General features: G+C 40.5%; 15 protein-coding genes, 1 other RNA gene and 1 pseudogene. 6 read left to right on the top strand and 11 right to left on the bottom strand.

Features of this window, described 5'->3' with window-relative positions; genetic code table 11:
* Positions 1-55: 55 nt before the first annotated feature.
* From VHA01S_RS13060 to VHA01S_RS13095, 8 genes are all read right to left on the bottom strand, one after another.
* A complete protein-coding gene (locus VHA01S_RS13060; RefSeq protein ID WP_023404835.1) occupies positions 56-772 on the bottom strand; it encodes a hypothetical protein in 717 nt (238 codons plus the stop codon).
* A gap of 108 nt (positions 773-880) precedes the next feature.
* A complete protein-coding gene (locus VHA01S_RS13065; protein ID WP_023404836.1) occupies positions 881-1729 on the bottom strand; it encodes a LysR family transcriptional regulator in 849 nt (282 codons plus the stop codon).
* A gap of 130 nt (positions 1730-1859) precedes the next feature.
* On the bottom strand, positions 1860-2396 hold the full coding sequence (locus VHA01S_RS13070) for a GNAT family N-acetyltransferase (protein WP_023404837.1): 537 nt from the start codon (positions 2394-2396) through the stop codon (positions 1860-1862).
* Complete coding sequence (locus VHA01S_RS13075) at positions 2393-2662, bottom strand: type II toxin-antitoxin system TacA family antitoxin (RefSeq protein WP_039970929.1); 270 nt, start codon at positions 2660-2662, stop codon at positions 2393-2395. The genes VHA01S_RS13070 and VHA01S_RS13075 overlap by 4 nt, the downstream gene beginning before the upstream one ends.
* 149 nt (positions 2663-2811) lie before the next feature.
* The gene (locus VHA01S_RS18410) at positions 2812-2997 is read right to left on the bottom strand and encodes a hypothetical protein (RefSeq protein ID WP_156916973.1); all 186 of its coding nucleotides are present in this window, start codon (positions 2995-2997) and stop codon (positions 2812-2814) included.
* Between the two features lie 59 nt (positions 2998-3056).
* Positions 3057-4622, bottom strand: a complete 1566-nt coding sequence (locus VHA01S_RS13080; RefSeq protein WP_023404839.1) for a polysaccharide lyase 6 family protein — start codon at positions 4620-4622, stop codon at positions 3057-3059.
* Between the two features lie 560 nt (positions 4623-5182).
* Entirely contained in the window at positions 5183-7402 is a 2220-nt protein-coding gene (locus VHA01S_RS13085) for a PDDEXK family nuclease (protein ID WP_023404840.1), read from the bottom strand.
* A 704-nt stretch (positions 7403-8106) separates the two neighbouring features.
* On the bottom strand, positions 8107-8949 hold the full coding sequence (locus tag VHA01S_RS13095; protein WP_023404842.1) for a hypothetical protein: 843 nt from the start codon (positions 8947-8949) through the stop codon (positions 8107-8109).
* 170 nt (positions 8950-9119) lie between these two features.
* Between VHA01S_RS13095 and VHA01S_RS13100 the strand changes: the two genes are divergently transcribed.
* The 5 genes and pseudogenes from VHA01S_RS13100 (at position 9120) to VHA01S_RS13115 (ending at position 13647) form a co-directional block, all read left to right on the top strand.
* Positions 9120-10589, top strand: a complete 1470-nt coding sequence (locus VHA01S_RS13100; RefSeq protein WP_023404843.1) for a KAP family P-loop NTPase fold protein — start codon at positions 9120-9122, stop codon at positions 10587-10589.
* 66 nt (positions 10590-10655) lie between these two features.
* Positions 10656-10825 (top strand): annotated as a pseudogene (locus VHA01S_RS18180) (transposase); the annotation flags it as partial.
* A 242-nt stretch (positions 10826-11067) separates the two neighbouring features.
* Positions 11068-11406 carry a hypothetical protein gene (locus tag VHA01S_RS13105; RefSeq protein ID WP_023404844.1) on the top strand — a complete coding sequence of 113 codons (339 nt, stop codon included), beginning with the start codon at positions 11068-11070 and terminating at the stop codon, positions 11404-11406.
* 303 nt (positions 11407-11709) lie between these two features.
* Complete coding sequence (locus VHA01S_RS13110) at positions 11710-12642, top strand: hypothetical protein (protein WP_039970931.1); 933 nt, start codon at positions 11710-11712, stop codon at positions 12640-12642.
* Between the two features lie 342 nt (positions 12643-12984).
* Complete coding sequence (locus VHA01S_RS13115) at positions 12985-13647, top strand: glutathione S-transferase (protein WP_052029622.1); 663 nt, start codon at positions 12985-12987, stop codon at positions 13645-13647.
* Positions 13648-14353: 706 nt separating this feature from the next.
* On the opposite strand, the gene VHA01S_RS13120 is transcribed toward VHA01S_RS13115, so the two are convergent.
* The 3 genes from VHA01S_RS13120 to VHA01S_RS13125 form a co-directional block, all read right to left on the bottom strand.
* Entirely contained in the window at positions 14354-14755 is a 402-nt protein-coding gene (locus tag VHA01S_RS13120; RefSeq protein ID WP_156916974.1) for a hypothetical protein, read from the bottom strand.
* Between the two features lie 425 nt (positions 14756-15180).
* Positions 15181-15277, bottom strand: an RNA gene (gene ffs / locus VHA01S_RS18185) — signal recognition particle sRNA small type.
* Positions 15278-15399: 122 nt separating this feature from the next.
* A complete protein-coding gene (locus VHA01S_RS13125) occupies positions 15400-16134 on the bottom strand; it encodes a VP0952 family biofilm-associated protein (RefSeq protein ID WP_023404848.1) in 735 nt (244 codons plus the stop codon).
* A gap of 60 nt (positions 16135-16194) precedes the next feature.
* Between VHA01S_RS13125 and VHA01S_RS13130 the strand changes: the two genes are divergently transcribed.
* Positions 16195-16497, top strand: coding sequence for an MGMT family protein (locus VHA01S_RS13130; RefSeq protein ID WP_023404849.1), 303 nt, complete (start codon positions 16195-16197; stop codon positions 16495-16497).
* Positions 16498-16630: the final 133 nt, after the last annotated feature.

The raw sequence follows: 16630 nt of genomic DNA on the forward strand, positions 1-16630 counted from the left end.
TGTCCTCTGGCTAAGGGCAACTCCATTTGCCAATACATTGATAGACTAATAAAGATTAGAACTGGTAAGAGATACCTAGGGTTAAGATATTGTCGTTGTCGATTGGCCCACCGAAGCTATCACCGCTAGTCCTCACTTCACCTTCATTGGTGTTGAAGTAGGTGTACTTTATATAAGGCGTGAAGTCATTGATGGTTTTAGAAAACACGACTTCGTGTTCATTGGTACGATAGTCGTCTTGAGAGAAAAACGCTTGGTTGTTTTCATGGGTGTAACCTGAACCATCTCTATTCTCATGCGTATATTGATAAGCCAAATTAAAGCCACCCCAATTTAAATTGGTACCCGCTATGAATTTATTAGTATTGATCCCCGTATCACTGAGATTTTCTAGCACTTGCCCAGAGCGGTTATAACCTACGCCGGTAAACAGACTAATATTGTCATTTAGATCGTAATTGATAATACCTTCAATGAGCACTTCTTCGCCCGTTTCCCACTTACCCAGTTCGGTATAAACATTAAAATCAACATTGTCCGTTAAGCTAAAGTTATGCCCATAACCTGCAGCAAGCCAGCCTTGATCGTCAAAACCAATATAAACACTGCCGTTTTCAGACACCGCAATATTGGCGCCCGCTTCAGTGGCATACTCTCCATTATCAGCCGCATTAGAGGCGACATTTTGTTCTAGATAAACAGACGTTGAATTGGCAAAGGCAGTTGCAGTAAATGAAGTGGCGCAAATAAGTGCTAAAGCTCGTAATTTCATGATGTTCTCCACGTGTATTAAGTTGAATACACGGATTATCCTGAAAGCATGAACTTGAATATATAAACTGAAGTTAAGACAAAACCTCACCTCAATTTATGTTAGCCATTACGCTAGGTTAGCGTCACCGGTGATTGCTTTACGCAAAGCTTCTCTTTTGGCTTTATGGAAAGGGTCGTTGAGATAACGGCGATGATAAATCATATTAAATTTGATTTTGTTCAGAGGGATGGGGATCTCATGGATGCGCAATCGCATATCCTGAGCAAACTCTTCGGCTATAGCGCGTGATGACGAGGCAATAAAATCAGAACGCGACGCGATAGTCAGCATGCTAGTAATCGATCCTGTTTCGATTTTTACTTTTCTTGCCGTAATAGGCTTGTCGCTTAAAAATTCAATGGTACTTAGCTTATTTCTTCGCACTCGAAGGGCAATATGTTGCTCTTGATAATACTGCTCTAACGATATTTGTTCGGTGATTCTTGGGTGATCCATCCGAGTAAGGCACACTGCATCCTCGGCATGGAACTCTTCAACAATTAAGCTCTGTTGCTTGCTCGACATACCATCAATTACTAAATCCACTTTTTGCGTGTACAAGTCATCAATGATGCTCTCTTCATCCAGCGGTGTTTCACCAATAGTGATATTGTCGATATGCGCCACTTTAAACAGCACCGCTTCACTGCAATAAATATTCAGATGCTCTTGCTGACCTTCAACCGTTTCTAACACGGACATTGGCGATTCAATTTTATTAGCCAAAGTCACCGCCGCACCCGTTGGCACAATGCCACGCCCTTCACGCACAAACAGTGCTTTGCCAACCACCAGTTCAAGGCGTTTTAAAGCCGCACTCACCGCCGGCTGTGACAGGTCGAGCTCTTCCGACGCTAAAGTAATTGATTTGTGTTTATAGACTGACAGAAAAGTCGTAAATAAGTTTAAGTCCATGTTTAACCGCTCTTAATTCCCTTAGATCTAACCTATGCAAAGAGCTGAATATTGGCAAGTATTAATTGTGGAAGATACTGATTTGGCGTTGAGGCTTTGGTTCCGCTTATCTAGCTATCTAAGCGATAACTTACCCTTGGTTAAAAAGCTGTGCGACTGTGTTCATTGGCAGGAACATACGAATACTTCCATTATGTTCACACAACACTTGAAAACCAAACTTGGTATAGAACGCTTGCGCTGAGTCAGTAAGGCAATCCACGACAATGGCGTATGCCCGCATATGGTGGTTAACTTGCCATAGGTACTTTAGAGCACGGATTAGACTGACTTTACCTAACCCAGAGCCATGAAACTCCTTATGCACTCCTAGCTGAGCCAAAAGAAAAACAGGAATGGGATATCGAGGCAGTTTCTTGGCATGTTGCGCTGGCAATGTTTCTCGGCTAATAGAACTAGGCGCTACAGTGTAAAAAGCACAAATTGCATATTTTTGATTTAGCAGTGGTTGAGAGCTAGGTAGAACCATAGTTCGGCTAATACCTGCTTGCATGTGTTTTACTGCTTGAGTCCTGATAAATGTATTTAGTTCTCGCTCACCGCAATCAAATGAAGTGCGATCATGCTTGGATTTATTAAGTTCTACGAACTCATTACCCCAACTCACTTAATGCCGCTCTCATCAGTGAACCTAACCGCTTCAAGTAACGCCTGATTTGGCGTATTGGCCTTCTCGCAAGCGACCATAAATTCATCAAACACACTATCCTTAACTACGATACTTTCATGCTGCTCAATTACCTGAGTAGCATCTTCATCCATAAGCCTAACAACATATTCAGTTAAACTTTTTAGACCAAGTAACGCCGATGCTTTTTCAGCTCTAGCCTTGATCTCTTCATCAAGACGAATATCTAAACGTGCAGATGCCATAACCTCTCCTATGTACGGATACTTGCCGTAATAATCTGGATTATAGTATAAATAAACAGCACCTTCAATTTGTACGGATGTTTTACGGAATCTAAAGTAACAAGACAAGTGCACGTTGTAGTGCTCCACTGTTACTCTTCTATAAGACCTTACTTTTTCAGTTCAGATGTAATCGCACCAACTGTTCGACAGTGAATTGCAGCTAATACCTTAACTTGTTTACCAGATGAAAACTGTGCAGCTAACTCAACACCTTGCTCGTCTGTCCAAGGCAATACCTTCCAACTTCTAGCAAACAACAATACCAATAAAGAAAAACGGGGCAGACCCCTCATTTTGCACATTAGTACAAAACAGCGACCTACCCCGTCAAATAGTGAGTTATATAACCGTATTATTTAAATACGATGTTAGAACCAACCATCTCTTCAGTCAGTACCGTTAGGTTAGATGCACCCACCGAACCAACAGCTTTAACTAGACCTTGCTCATCTCGCTCCATTGCTGGTTTGTCAGTTGAGATGCCTTTTGGTAAAGGATCTAGCCCTTCGATTTGGCCGTAGAAGATGTTGTTCTTGAATTTAGAACCTACCATCTTAAATTTCTCACCTTCAAACTGTCTAAATGCGTTTGTGCCAGGCTCAGCTGCAATAGATAGGTTGTTTTCAAATACAGTGTCAACCGCTGGGAAGATTGTCTCAGCGCGAGTGTTGTCTGTTAGGCTCACACGGTGGATAGCGTTACTACCAAAAATACCTTGTGTGTTGTTCACTAAGGTGTTGTTTTTCACTACAACATCTTTTGGCGTCCACTGCTTCTGTAGAGTTTTACCCACAGAGTCTTTGCTTAGCACTTCGCCATTAGCCACATCGATGATGCCAGTATTTAGCACAAGACCGCCACGATACGTGCCCTTGCCTAAAGTACCTTCAATGTAGTTGTTTTCAATCAGGTGATTTTCATCATAAATACGGATACCACCAGAGTTGACTGTCTTACCCGGCAAGATAACATTGTTCGTTACAACGTTATTGTGACCGTGGCGCAGTGAAATCATAGAAGTACTATTGCGGATAGTATTGCTGTCAAACGTAACGCCGCTCGCCTTAATAGAGATTAGCTCGATTTCGCCTGAACCTTTTTTACCGACATAACCACTGATGTTGTCAAAGTAGTTGTTCTTAACCACACTTTGAGAGTCAAACAATGAGTTGTGGCTATCGCCTACACGGATTGCTTGGCGGTCATTACGGTTTGTTCTAACCATTTTCGGATTAGAGTTTTCAATCAACTCGATATCCAAAGCAGTCAAATCTTTGAAGATATTACCTTCAATCAAAGTCTTTTCTAACTTAGCTGAAGTTTGAACAACAAGCATTGCACCACGCTTGTACTTACCTTCAAAAGTGTTGTTAGTAATTTTGTTGTTTTCACCGCCAACAGTTACCCAACGGATGTTAGGGTATTTGCCTTTCGCGTCTGGCACGTAAGGATAATCGTTGAACTTGTAGATTACAGAGTTATTCAGTGTGTTGTTTTTGCCGAAAATACCGAACACACCCATGATGTTTGCATCATGGCTTACTGTGCTAAGTGTCGCGCCGCCATCTGTAAATACCAAGCTTTCAATTAGGTTGTTATCACCTTTGATGATGAACTGAGTTGAGCCATTAAAAATAACGCTACCCGCAACTTCAGGTTTAATAGTGACGTTGTTAGCCGTTAGCGTAACGCTACCCAAATCACGGTAGTGACCGGCTTTAATGCTGATCACGTCACCATCTTTAGCGTTTACGATGCTTTCACGAAGCTCTAAAACTTGCTGCATTGACGCGATGCTAACGCCTTGATCTACCATCACCAAAGTCGGCTTTGTTACCAACTCAGTTTGACCTTGGTTAGCGGCACAACCCGCTAGTAGTAAAGAACCTGCGATTAATAAAATGGGTGTCTTTTTCATGACTATCTCTTTTGTAGGGATTTATTCTGAGGCGAACATTAGCAACAACAATCACACTCAAGCAATTGCATAGAGCCATTATTGCTATCAAAGACCGCTCTTTTTCGTCATTTTGTCGACTAGGTCATGTATTTTAATACTACAAGTAAGTCGGCGGTAATTTGGTCTTGAAAAATGGAGTGAATGTCAGTAGATAACCCGCGAATACTTGGATAAAAAATAGGCTATAGGTTGATATGAATTGCGACTAAGGACAGATTTTTAATGCTTAGGTATGCTGATTTGTCTGATCATTATGAGGATAAAGCTGTGGCATCGAGTGCAGGGTAGTTAGTGACTTTTAACTAACCTCAAGGTTTGATTTTGTAAAATTACTACTGTGTGATGAACCTTTATTCGATAAAAGATCATACGGGATTATTTCTGAATTAGTTCAGAGTCCTGCGGTAACATGCCTTTGGACAATAAACGAGTTTAAGGATCTCAACTATCCGAATACCTGTAAACAAAAACAGCTACACAAAGTCCGAATTGGAGAGCCTAGAAATTTTCTAGGGTTTTCAGAACTTACCACCACTTAAATGACCCACACTTTCCCAGACTCTGGAATGCTCAATAACTTCTAGAAATTCTTTGCCGCTAAATCCATTTTTGTACAATGAGAATACTTCGGAAACAAAGTTCACAGGTTCACCAGATGCTAGTGACGACAAGACTGTTTGTTCTTGGTTACACAAGAAGTAAGCATTGTCTGCTAATGCGATTAGAAGCTCCTCTACTGTAACCTTCATAAAACCAGAAAAATATTCATGGTCAAATTCAATGGATGTATCAGCGATCAAACCAACGACGCTCGGAGTATCGATAGCTAACGATAAGGTTTTCCGAAGCTGCTCATCAACTTGGAGCTCCATTGTTATTGCTTCAACTTTCTTCCTCACTTGTATACCGGCTTTGCGTAAAGTTCTATCTCGATGATAAAAGATTTCAGACGTAGTCGTTCTGCGATACGTTGATTTTACTTCGATAACAATCACGATATTGTCTATTGCACAAATTAAATCTATTTCCCCAGCTTTGGCTCCCCAACGGCTTTTCGGGGTATAGTTTTTTAAAACTGAGAACCCTTTGAGCTTGAATTCATCACCCAGCTGATTTTCGATTCTTGTTGTTTCATCCTTCAATGAACTACGTTGATTTGCAAATCGGCGTAGATTATTTACAGCATTAACAGAACTTTCTTGAACTGACATTAACCAAGGAAGTTGAACGCAATGGATACCGATTTTAAAGATGGGTTTTTCGGTAAGTTGTGGAAGAGCTTTAGTCGGAGAGGCTTTCAAGAGTGCGCTGTACTTTTTAAAGTCAAGGCACCAGAAATCCAAAATTGCTTTAGCCGTATTGATATTACCATTTGGAAAATCGTCCGATACCGTCCAGCCTACAATGTTGTTAATCTTGTCTTTCCAGAGCGACCATGTAATTGGGAATCGATTTTGTCCTATCGCTAGTCCTTTTATAGCAACTATGCCAATGGCTTTCTGCCAATCACCTACCTCTGCAAACTCTCGTTCAAATGCTTGGATATACTCCTTTATGTAAAAAGATACCATTAACTCTCTAGACAATAGAGCCTGAAATAGATTTACGTTAAGTCCTGAATTAGTGGTAACGAATGATTCCAATCCGTACACCTTTTGAAGTTCGAGCCGGCTTGCTATTGCTTTTATGTAAGCGAATTGGTTACTTTCATGGTTCTCACTTGTTCCAATTTGCTTTAATGCCATACCAGAACTTATGAACTCATCTACTGCTAAGTTAAACCAGTAGCCCCGTAGCATTTTTTGCCGATATCCATTTTGCTCCCATGTATCGTCTAAACGACTATCTAGACGCTTCAATGTTAGGCACTTGTTATGGACCGAAAAATGAAGTGAATCATTGAAGCAAAATGGATGAACACTCTGAGATATAAATTCATCGAGTTCTACTTGAGCTTGTACTAGTTGACTAAAAATGTGTAGAAAAGCATCTGCTCTAGAACTGTCTTCATCAGACGGAAAAACTAGCGGGGCATGATATCTTTTTAAAGATTGTGAAATCTTAATATCGTTTAAGGTAAAACTTTCATTGGATACATGTCTCAATTTCCATTGTACTAATCTTGTCAACGCCCTTAACTGGGAATCAGCACTTATAGCCCCACCATCAAGCGAAATAGCCGGTTTCTTCAAGTGTTTAAATGAGTAAGCAGCAGAAAAAGACATGAACTCAAACAAGGTTAAAAATTTTAACGGTTCACTGTATTCCTTTACTAAATCTAGCCTATCTTTATGTGCTGATTGAAACGCTTGACAGGTTGTGATGAGTTCTTCTAGCGCATTTGGGTTTTGATTCGCTATTGCCCTAATCTCGTTCCATTTCACATGCTCGTTTTTTAGAACTAGTTGAGAACGACGAATTGCAGTACGAATAGTCGCCGGCGATTCTGCAAGAATTTTAGTTATTAAGTGAAGGTTTTCGGCGATATCTTGTTCGAAGTAACGGGCTAACGCGAGTATGAAAATATCAGTTTTATATGTTGCTAACGGAATTTCATCAACAAACTTTGAGTTCCAAAAGGATTCATCTCGGTTTAGTTGGGGCTTCGCTCCCCTTTTCTTAGAAGGTTTCCTGTAAAGGTATACTTCAATCACATGCTTGTATGGACAATAACTATGATGTTCCTCCTTTAAAGTTAAGAAAAGTTCATCATAATAATTAGGTTCACGATCTAACATCAAGGATTCCATTCACTACATAGTGTTATTCGGTGTCACCTAATCTAAACCATTGAACAGTTAAGGGGAATAGAGATTGCCCTCTACTCCTCAAACACACTTATTATATAAGCAGAATTATAGAATAATACTACCAACCTTCGTCCCTGTCGGATCTAACTTAAACGCGTTTTTGGACAAAAACGTGTCAGTGACTTTCCTAAATTAGCAAATTACGGATTAACTCAGGTATTGAAAACTTTGTTATGCAAAACGCAAGACGCGACCCCATTGGTTGCGGTAGCTAACCTAACTTCTCCTAAACGCTTTGTTTGTCAAACTAATCGCAACCCTTCAAACAATAAGCCAAACGAGTGTATTTAATGTGTGCAATAGACGCTACAATAAATAAAGCTATTTGGAGAGCACCTATCAAATAATTATGGTCTTGAGTAAGAGCTAATACATAGATAGTAACGCTGACTGAAGACATGATCGTTGTTCGAGCCATAAAGCCATCTAAGCCCACTTCGTTCAACCTCCCCTTATAATCTCTTATAGCACTCCTCACATTAAATGCAGCACTAGAGTAAATCATTGCACTAGCTATCGACCAATCTCCAGTTAGGATTAGCTCCTCGAACTTACCTGTTAGGACTTTAACGACTATCAGCAGAATGAAGGGCGTCGCTATAAATGAATAGGATGTGATCGCCGATTTAAGATCATTCGGGCAGTTCATTTTGAGTTCCAGTGTAACGAATAATGTCTATGACCAGTTTGATCTGCGCATTTCTAATCTTATCTTCCCCATCGATAGATACAACATCATACTCAGAGTGTACTAACAGCGAATCTTTAGCTGCAGGGTTTACTTCATTGTTCTGGTACTGTTCTAGCCATTTCTTGTGAGTAATTTCAGCACTATAACGCTTACCAGTTTTCTCACTGATAAACTCCCATTTAGCTGTCCCCAAATTACAAGGTCTAAAGACTCTCACGACTTCTAATCCATCATGGTGACCTTTTATACTTGAATACATTTGCTTCAAGTCCCCAGTAAAGCGAAAGTTGGGATCGAAAGGAACGACATTGTTACGATCTTCATGTTCTTCACTAATAGTCAGCTTTTCATTAGGCATTAGCTTTTTGTTGGCTTCAGACCATTTATCCATAGTCATAGCAACCTCACGCTCATCAAAGTGAGGCTCTAACCTAACCTTATTGTGATGACCACAAGTAGTCGCTTTGGCAATCAGACGCACTTTCTCTCTAGCTAATACCTTACTAACCTGTTCCTTCTCAGTAAACTCACCCGTTAACTCACGAAGCAACGAATTAGGTTGAGTCCATTCATCCACACAAATCATCAAACGAGCCAAGATAGAGCCATGCACTACCTCTTTCATCTCCAATTCAAAATCAGCCTCATAGCCAATTGACTGAATGATTAACTGCCCCATTTCCTGATAAGTAGAGATAAAGTTTCCCATTGCATGGAACACTTCAGCAGGGTTCTTCCTATTAGGATTGTACTTAAGGTGAAACTCAATGATTCTTGGGTTCATTTGCCTAGCCTATTATTGGTGTACATTGTTCAAACAAAGGAATACTACACTAAATACTTATTTTGGAACCCTAACCCTCCCACAATACTGTTATTTAGCATTCATCATTATGATCTAATCAGTGTTACCCTTATTTGATTACATCATTGATTTATCTAGGGTTATTTTAAATGCCAGAAATACAAATCAAGCACCACAGTTGGCTCGAAGAGTTCACTTTCGAAAACTGCCTTTTAAACCGTCATGACTATGGTCAGTTCATTGCAGATTACATTACAGAAGAAAATGAGGGGTTCGTACTAAACCTGAATGGAGCTTGGGGGAGCGGTAAAACACAGTTCCTTAAGCGCTTATACACCCTGTTAAACAACCAAAACCACCCAACAATCTATATTGACGCTTGGGAAAGCGACTTCACGAAAGAGCCACTGACTGTTGTAAGTAGTGAGCTACTTTCCCAGCTAGAAAAGTATTCAGCCATTACTGGTTCTGACTTCGATGCAGTCAAATCATTACTAGGTAAGTTCATTAAAGGTACAGCAATAGCTGCAAGCGGTTATGTGTCCAAGAAACTATTAGATGACAGTGCAACTGGTGTTGAAGCTGTTAAGACACTATTCGAAAAGACTGACGCTGACTACATTTCTTCAATCCAAAAAGGATACACGGAACAAATTGACGCAATAAAAGAAATAAGAACAAAGCTATCTCTACTCGCTGAAATTCTCAAACAAAACCATGGCCAAGAGCTGCCGATTGTTGTTTTAGTAGATGAGCTTGATAGATGCAGACCTGATTACGCTATTGAAATGCTAGAAGTGATTAAACACTTCTTTGATACTAAGCACTTTGTTTTCATCATAGCTACCGATACTGAACAGTTATGCTGCTCAATCAAGGCTATTTATGGCGATGATTTCGATTCTGAAAAGTACCTCAAACGCTTCTTCCATCGGAAGGCTCAGTTACCTATGCCTGATCTAAAGCATTACCTCAACGCAATGGGTTTAAATGAGAAGATAGATAGCTTTACGAATCTAATTTTGATCCCGAGTTTAAATGGCATTGATGTCGACATTCATGTACACATTGAACTTGTATCTAAGGCTTACAACCTCGACGTAAGATCCGTAGACCAACTCACAGCCAAGTTTTTTGCATGCCTCAGAACCGCAAACAACTCACCTAAACAACAAGTGATTAACACCTTTACCCTACTTATTGCTCTTGTAGAGTTTGATAGAAATGCAGATGAATACAAAAACCGAAAACAAGACAATAAACAAAGGAATAATTTTATCGGATGTAATGTCGTCACTTTATTTGACTACCACCAAAACAGCGGTAAGGTCGTCAACAAAAAGCTATTTGATCTGTGCCTAGAATCCAGTTCTAAACTATATAAAGAAATTGAAGATAGATGGCATAAGGAAGTTTTTCAAATTGAGCCGATGTATCCAGAAGATGTTTATCACTACACTAGGAACAACGATACAATTAACTACGCATTAACCAATGTCGAAAGTAGTTTACTAAATTCACTACGAGCTTATGCGTATGAACCTCGCGATGGCACACCTAAATACTGGTTTTGGGATGATTACACGAGAGTAGTTGAGCTTGCAGGCAACATTGAATAATGAAGAGAAGGAATGATCCACACCAGCAGTTTTGGACACTGAGTTCAGTCACTAACGAGGTGAACTATGAAAATCAAGAAAAAACGTATTATCCACTCCCCTTGAATTTCAAGCAGAAGCACTAAAGCTAGCAGGGAAAGTGGGGAGTAACTGCGGCAGCGAGGCAACTGTCGTTACACGAGTCCCTGATCTATGGCTGGTGTAAGGCAGCTAAGAGCGACACCAGCAACCATCAATAGGGTCAGATCTTTCCTTTTGCCTCAATTAGTTTTAGTAAGGCGAAACCCCATTAACAGGATGTGAATGGTAAAGCACTAAGTAGAAATGGGGCAAAAACATATTTCAACTTGGCCCCTAAGTTACACTCCAAAAACAGTGCAAAATCAGCACCTTCACACCTAAATCTCTACCACGTCCCACCCCAGATAATGATAGAATTCCCACATTAGAATCACCGTTCAACTAGGTATTATCAACAATGTTTATCCATCGCGTTAACGACATCGACTGGCTGGTGATTACAGCTTTTGAAGAACTGAAAACTCTATTTATCGAAGATGCGGGGACGATCCCCTCTTGCTTCTCTACCACCAGTGAGTTGAGCTTGATTGATCAAGCTAAGCGCCGTTATGGGTATTTACCTGCACTTAACGGCGTAATCACTGATACGGGTACTTTTCAAAGTCGAAATAATGAAGAAGATTTGAACCCACAGCTTGCCTGCTTGGTTGAGGGGCGTGGTCGGGTGTTTATTTATCACGGTGGCTTTGTGGCTTTTGTGGATGATGAGCAAACCTTTATTACTCGATTGGATTGAAGATGATTCTGTAAATTGAAATCTGCGCATTAAATGAGGTTGTATCCTTACAGCCAATCTAACCGGATTTTGTTTCTAAATGAGGTTTTATTTTAAACCATGTGATTACTGAGGACACAAAACACACCTACACACGTATCAATCTAAACCATTGTTTTACAAGAAACTGTCCAACAATCTGACGCGTCATTTATCTGCAGTAAATCTATATTTTCAGTTTTACGCTTTCCATATATGCAAATATAGACATAGACTTAGCCCCATATAACCGATTGCGTAACATCTTGTAGAGGGGAAATGATTATGTATAAGTGTCTATTGCTAGCCGCAGTATCGCTTGGACTTACCGCTTGTGATGGAGGAACGGATTCTAACATTAAGGCTCCAACGCTCAAGCCCGGTGAAATAAAAGCAATAAACGCATTAGCCAGTGGCGTAAACCGAGATTACGACTGGAAAGCAACTTCTAGTAGTGAGAACAAGGCTGACGCTGATGATATTGTGTCTGCTGTTAAATTCAGTATGGATAAACCATTCAACATTGATCGCGTTGAAGCCGACTTCACTACAGAAACGCATAAGATTTTCACGTATGAGTGGCACACATTTGAACCAATCGGCGACGATAAATACTCAAAAGAGGATGAAACCCATACACTAGAGGTTGGTATCCCCGGTTTAGCGACCGCACAAGGCAAGCTTAAAGATTTGCTAAGTAAAGAAAACCTATCTCAAGAAGATCAAATTAAAAAAGCCGTATACAAGAATTTTGCACTACCTATGGCACTAGGAGCGAATGAATTTGGTGCATACAGAAGCTTCAACAAATTAACCAGTGAACCTATACCTGATAACAACGGCCAGCCCCTTTGTTCGCCTCTCCCTAGTGGAGATTTAGGCATGTCATGCACTATACCGGCGCAGCTTAGCGTGTTTAATGAGAAAACGACGATAACGCTCGAACAACAAACAGGCGAAGAAGGTAAGCCTTTTTATTACAAAACCAATAGCGGTGATGTATACGAAGCCTATAAATTTATACAGATTATTGAAGTACATGGTACTGACTCAGATGAGATGTTCTCTGCTGATGTACTGATCCATCCCGGCATCGGTATCATTTCTATGGAGCTACCCGTCATTAAAGACAGTAATGACAATGGAATACAAACCACCCAAACGAAATGGGAATGGTTTAACGATAATCCAAACGTTCTCGAGCAAGACATGTACTAAACGAAGGGCAGCCACGCATGGCTGCCCTTTTGCTATCTCACTTATTTCGGCTAAAAGAAGTCGATAGATTCACATCCCGTCTGTAACAACATCCTCTTGCAGAGTTTCTCTGTCGCCTGTGCAATGTCTTCTTCTCAAGCAATGTCTTCTTCTCAATAGTGCAGAAATAATGGTGGCAGGTATTGCGTTTTGCATAAAATAGACCTTTAAATGCAAAATGAAAGACCTGACCCCGTGGACATGACCCCGTGAACTGCCCCTCAAAACCCTAGTTGTGTTCATAGTAAGAAAAAATTGCAATTAAAAGGTCGCTTAAGCAATTTAGTCACTAAACTTAACTATATGAAAAACATACCAATACTCTATTCTTTACAACATTGCCCCTATGCTATGAGAGCAAGAATAGCTCTTATCAAAGCTCGGCAAATGGTGTTCATCCGAGCAATTAAACTCAACAACAAGCCGCAGGAAATGCTAATCGCTTCCCCTAAAGGGAGTGTGCCTGTGTTGGTTTTACAACAAGAAGAGACAAACCACCCCCTCATCTTAGAGGAGAGCCTAGATATTATGCTCTGGGCGTTGCAACAAGATGATCCCGATGACCTATTACATCAAGAAGACCCGCAGGCATTACCTTTGATGCTCTCTTTCATTGCCGATTTTGAACACAATTTTATCCCTTTATTGGAGTCGTACAGCTGCGCTAAACGCTACCATGACGACAACCTGAATGAATGCCGTCAAGCTTGCGAACACTATTTGCATTCTCTTGAGGAAAGACTCTGCAACCACACTTATTTGTTCTCAGAAAACGAAAGTCTAGTGGATATTGCATTATTCCCTTTCATGCGTAAATTCGCCAAAGTTGAAAAACAGAATTTCCGTCAAAGCCCCTACCCTAAGCTGCGAAATTGGCTAAATGGTTATCTGCAAGGCGCGCTCTTTTCTAAGGTTATGAAACAACACAAACTCTGGATAGAGTGTCGAAAAGACGGTTATTTGTAGTGAAATATCGCCATATAAAGTCGAAATAACATCAAGATGGCCTTTGCACTGTTTCGAGGGAATATAAAATTTAACCCCAGGCGAGAACTAATCACCCAATATAAAGAAACAGGATTGAATTGGCGCAATTAAACCGTTCCCTATTGCGGTAACCTAATCACGTGATTATAAAGCTGTCGATTTTAACGGTTGCTGTAGAAAAAGTGTGATCTTGTATCAATCATTAAACAAGATTCGAAATTGCAGTGATTTGTTAACGACAACGGCATTGAAAAGAAGAGATAACTTAAACGCGATCGAGGAATGCAAAATGTTTGATAAGAGAATTTAAGAACATCTTTAAGTATGACGCTTACCGATCGCCTGTGAAGTTGCTTGCGTTTTATGTCGCTAATGAGTAGTTTGCCGTTGTCTCCGAGTTTAAGTTCGTTGTTTTCTACTATGACGGCCTCGCTGCAGTTGAATTGCAAGGTTGTTGAGAAAAGGGATTTACGTAGAGCTATTTCACTTATCGTGAAAACTAATGAGTTAAATATTTACGCAGCTGAGTGAGTCAATGCTTTTGCAGTGTAAAACTGCATAGTTTCGCATCAAAAGCGTTGTTGAGGCGCCATTACTTTATGTGCATTTGAATTACAGATTCAGTATCTTTAATCAAATTGGGCGCCTCCCTTTATTTCAGTGTGAAGTGGCCAAGCTCAAACAATTAGTAAACTTCGTCTTGATGCCAGCAAGTGACTTTTTGTACTATTTGACCCGGTTTGTCGTAGTAGTCCATTGCAATTCTGACGCCGTAGCTACTTGCGTTCCTAGTTGCAATAATAATTGAGTGTATTTTACGGTGTTTTGCAGTGTTGCAGACAGCATACGCAAAGTCTTTAGCTGCACCCTCGCTGACTTCTTTATCGGATGTTAGTGGCTTAACTTCATTTTCGTATAGTATCTGATCGCCGTCGAGATGAACGCTCGCTTTTATGAACTCGTAACCAAGGCCTTTGGTGCCTTCAACGTTTTTTCGGTACCCCTTGGTTGCAGCCTCGTCATCGTAACGTGTCCATGTATATGAATTTCTTGGTAGTGCACAGCCTGCTAAAGTTATAGCGGTCAAGAAAAGTAAAGCCACACTATTGATTTTCATCTTTTATTGCCCTTGTTTAAGTGTGTGCACTCATGCTACTCCCTCCAGAAAACTTGTGTTTATTGGTATCATAGTTTGCAAATTCAGCACAAAATTATTGATTTCGAACAGCTGGAGTTCTGGTATTGGCTCTGACTAGCTAAAACCCTTTCTTTGATTATCAAGTGCTCTATAGATGGAACTTAAAAGTAAATTAACATCGGAGTATTTGCAGTTGTCTTTATGTATTACCTGAGTATCCCGTGTTTCGGGGTTTATTAGCTGCTTAGGAAGGTGGTGGTAGAATGAAATGGCTCTTTATTTGGTTCCAGCTGTATTGGTTGGTTTTATTTCAATTCGATTTAATATGATGCTTGCAACAAGATATGGTTTTAACGACATAGGCAGAATTGGGTGGGGGCCAGCCACATCCCGGCACACAAGTCATTCGCTGCGGCTGCTTCCTTCCGGATCTGACCGAGTTCACGAACTATTGTTGCGAGAGGACCAACCCCCATAGAGCGACTTCAACAAATGCTTTTGCTAAAGAAGTGCTTGGATTATTCATCATCCTTAGACTTTATACAAGTGCTTTTTATGGCTTTTCTAATAACTTAGCGCTAAGCGTTGAAACTTTAATCGCTGAACTCTTCGTTTATGCGCAAGATGTAATCAGTCATCCAAATTGCGGCTAATATTAATAACCAAACCAATAGTACGATTCCTTGTACATTACCGCTTGGCATTGCCACGAGCGATGCAAAAGCCGCTGTCGGCAGTGTCCAGCATTGCAGCTTTAGAAGTTTGGATTTGCTTATTGCCATGTTTTCCATTGACGCCATAATACCCACTATGGTGAGTGAGATAAGTGCGGCGTGAGCCATACCTGCCATCAGTAGTGGCAATACCAGAAACAAAGCCCACCAGCCATGCTTAGAGGATGTCTTCCATGACACCGCCGCTAGCCAAATCATTGAGACACTGGCGATCTGTAGTAAGGTAAAAATAGGTTCGCCACTTAATATGCCTTGCATCTGCGAATAAATAATCCCAGATTGCATAAACACAAAGAAACTAAATACACTCCATCGTGCATTGCTCGTGCATCGCTTAGAAAATGCTACCATTAACAGCGGGAACAAGATCCACATGGAAATAGAAAGCGCAGTGGGCTGATAGGCAAGCGTAGAACCAAATAGGCACAGTCCGACTAGCAGAAAAATACCCGAAGCGCGTGAGCGCGACATAATCCAAAGTGCGGGAATAGCGAGAGCCAAAACAGGGACATTGCCTTGGCTTACATCAATGGATTGCGCACATATTATCGCCAATAATGTGGTGATAAAGAACTGAACTGTAGAAAACATCATATTCGCCTCCTTGCGATTACTGTTTTTATTCCTCAATTTATTTAACAGTCACCTACAATTATGCATCATTTTAAACACAATGTCTTTGCTTTAATTAATCAAATTCCTTTAGGTATGGTAAGTACCTACGGAGATATAGCTAAATTTTCAGGCTTTCCAGGCTACGCGAGACAGGTAGGCGCTATTTTAGGCAATTTACCTGAAGACTCAGCCTTGCCATGGCATAGGGTCATCAATAGTAAAGGTGAGATTTCTTTAAAAGGGGCGGATTTACAACGTCAACAATCACGGTTGATGGAGGAAGGTATTGTGTTTACTCCCGCAGGAAAAGTGAAATTAAAGGAGTTTCGCTGGCAGCCATAACCAAAAGCGTAAGTAGCATCACTTTTTATTGGATGTTACTTATATGTTGCATTTAATGCTTTGCAATACTTCTGCAAAGTAAGGCTCCTACCGTTCATTGCCCTTTATTTCGCTTCCTCGACTGCATTTAATC

Origin of the sequence: Vibrio halioticoli NBRC 102217, from assembly GCF_000496695.1 — a bacterium.
In the GTDB taxonomy this organism is placed as follows: Bacteria; Pseudomonadota; Gammaproteobacteria; order Enterobacterales; family Vibrionaceae; genus Vibrio; species Vibrio halioticoli.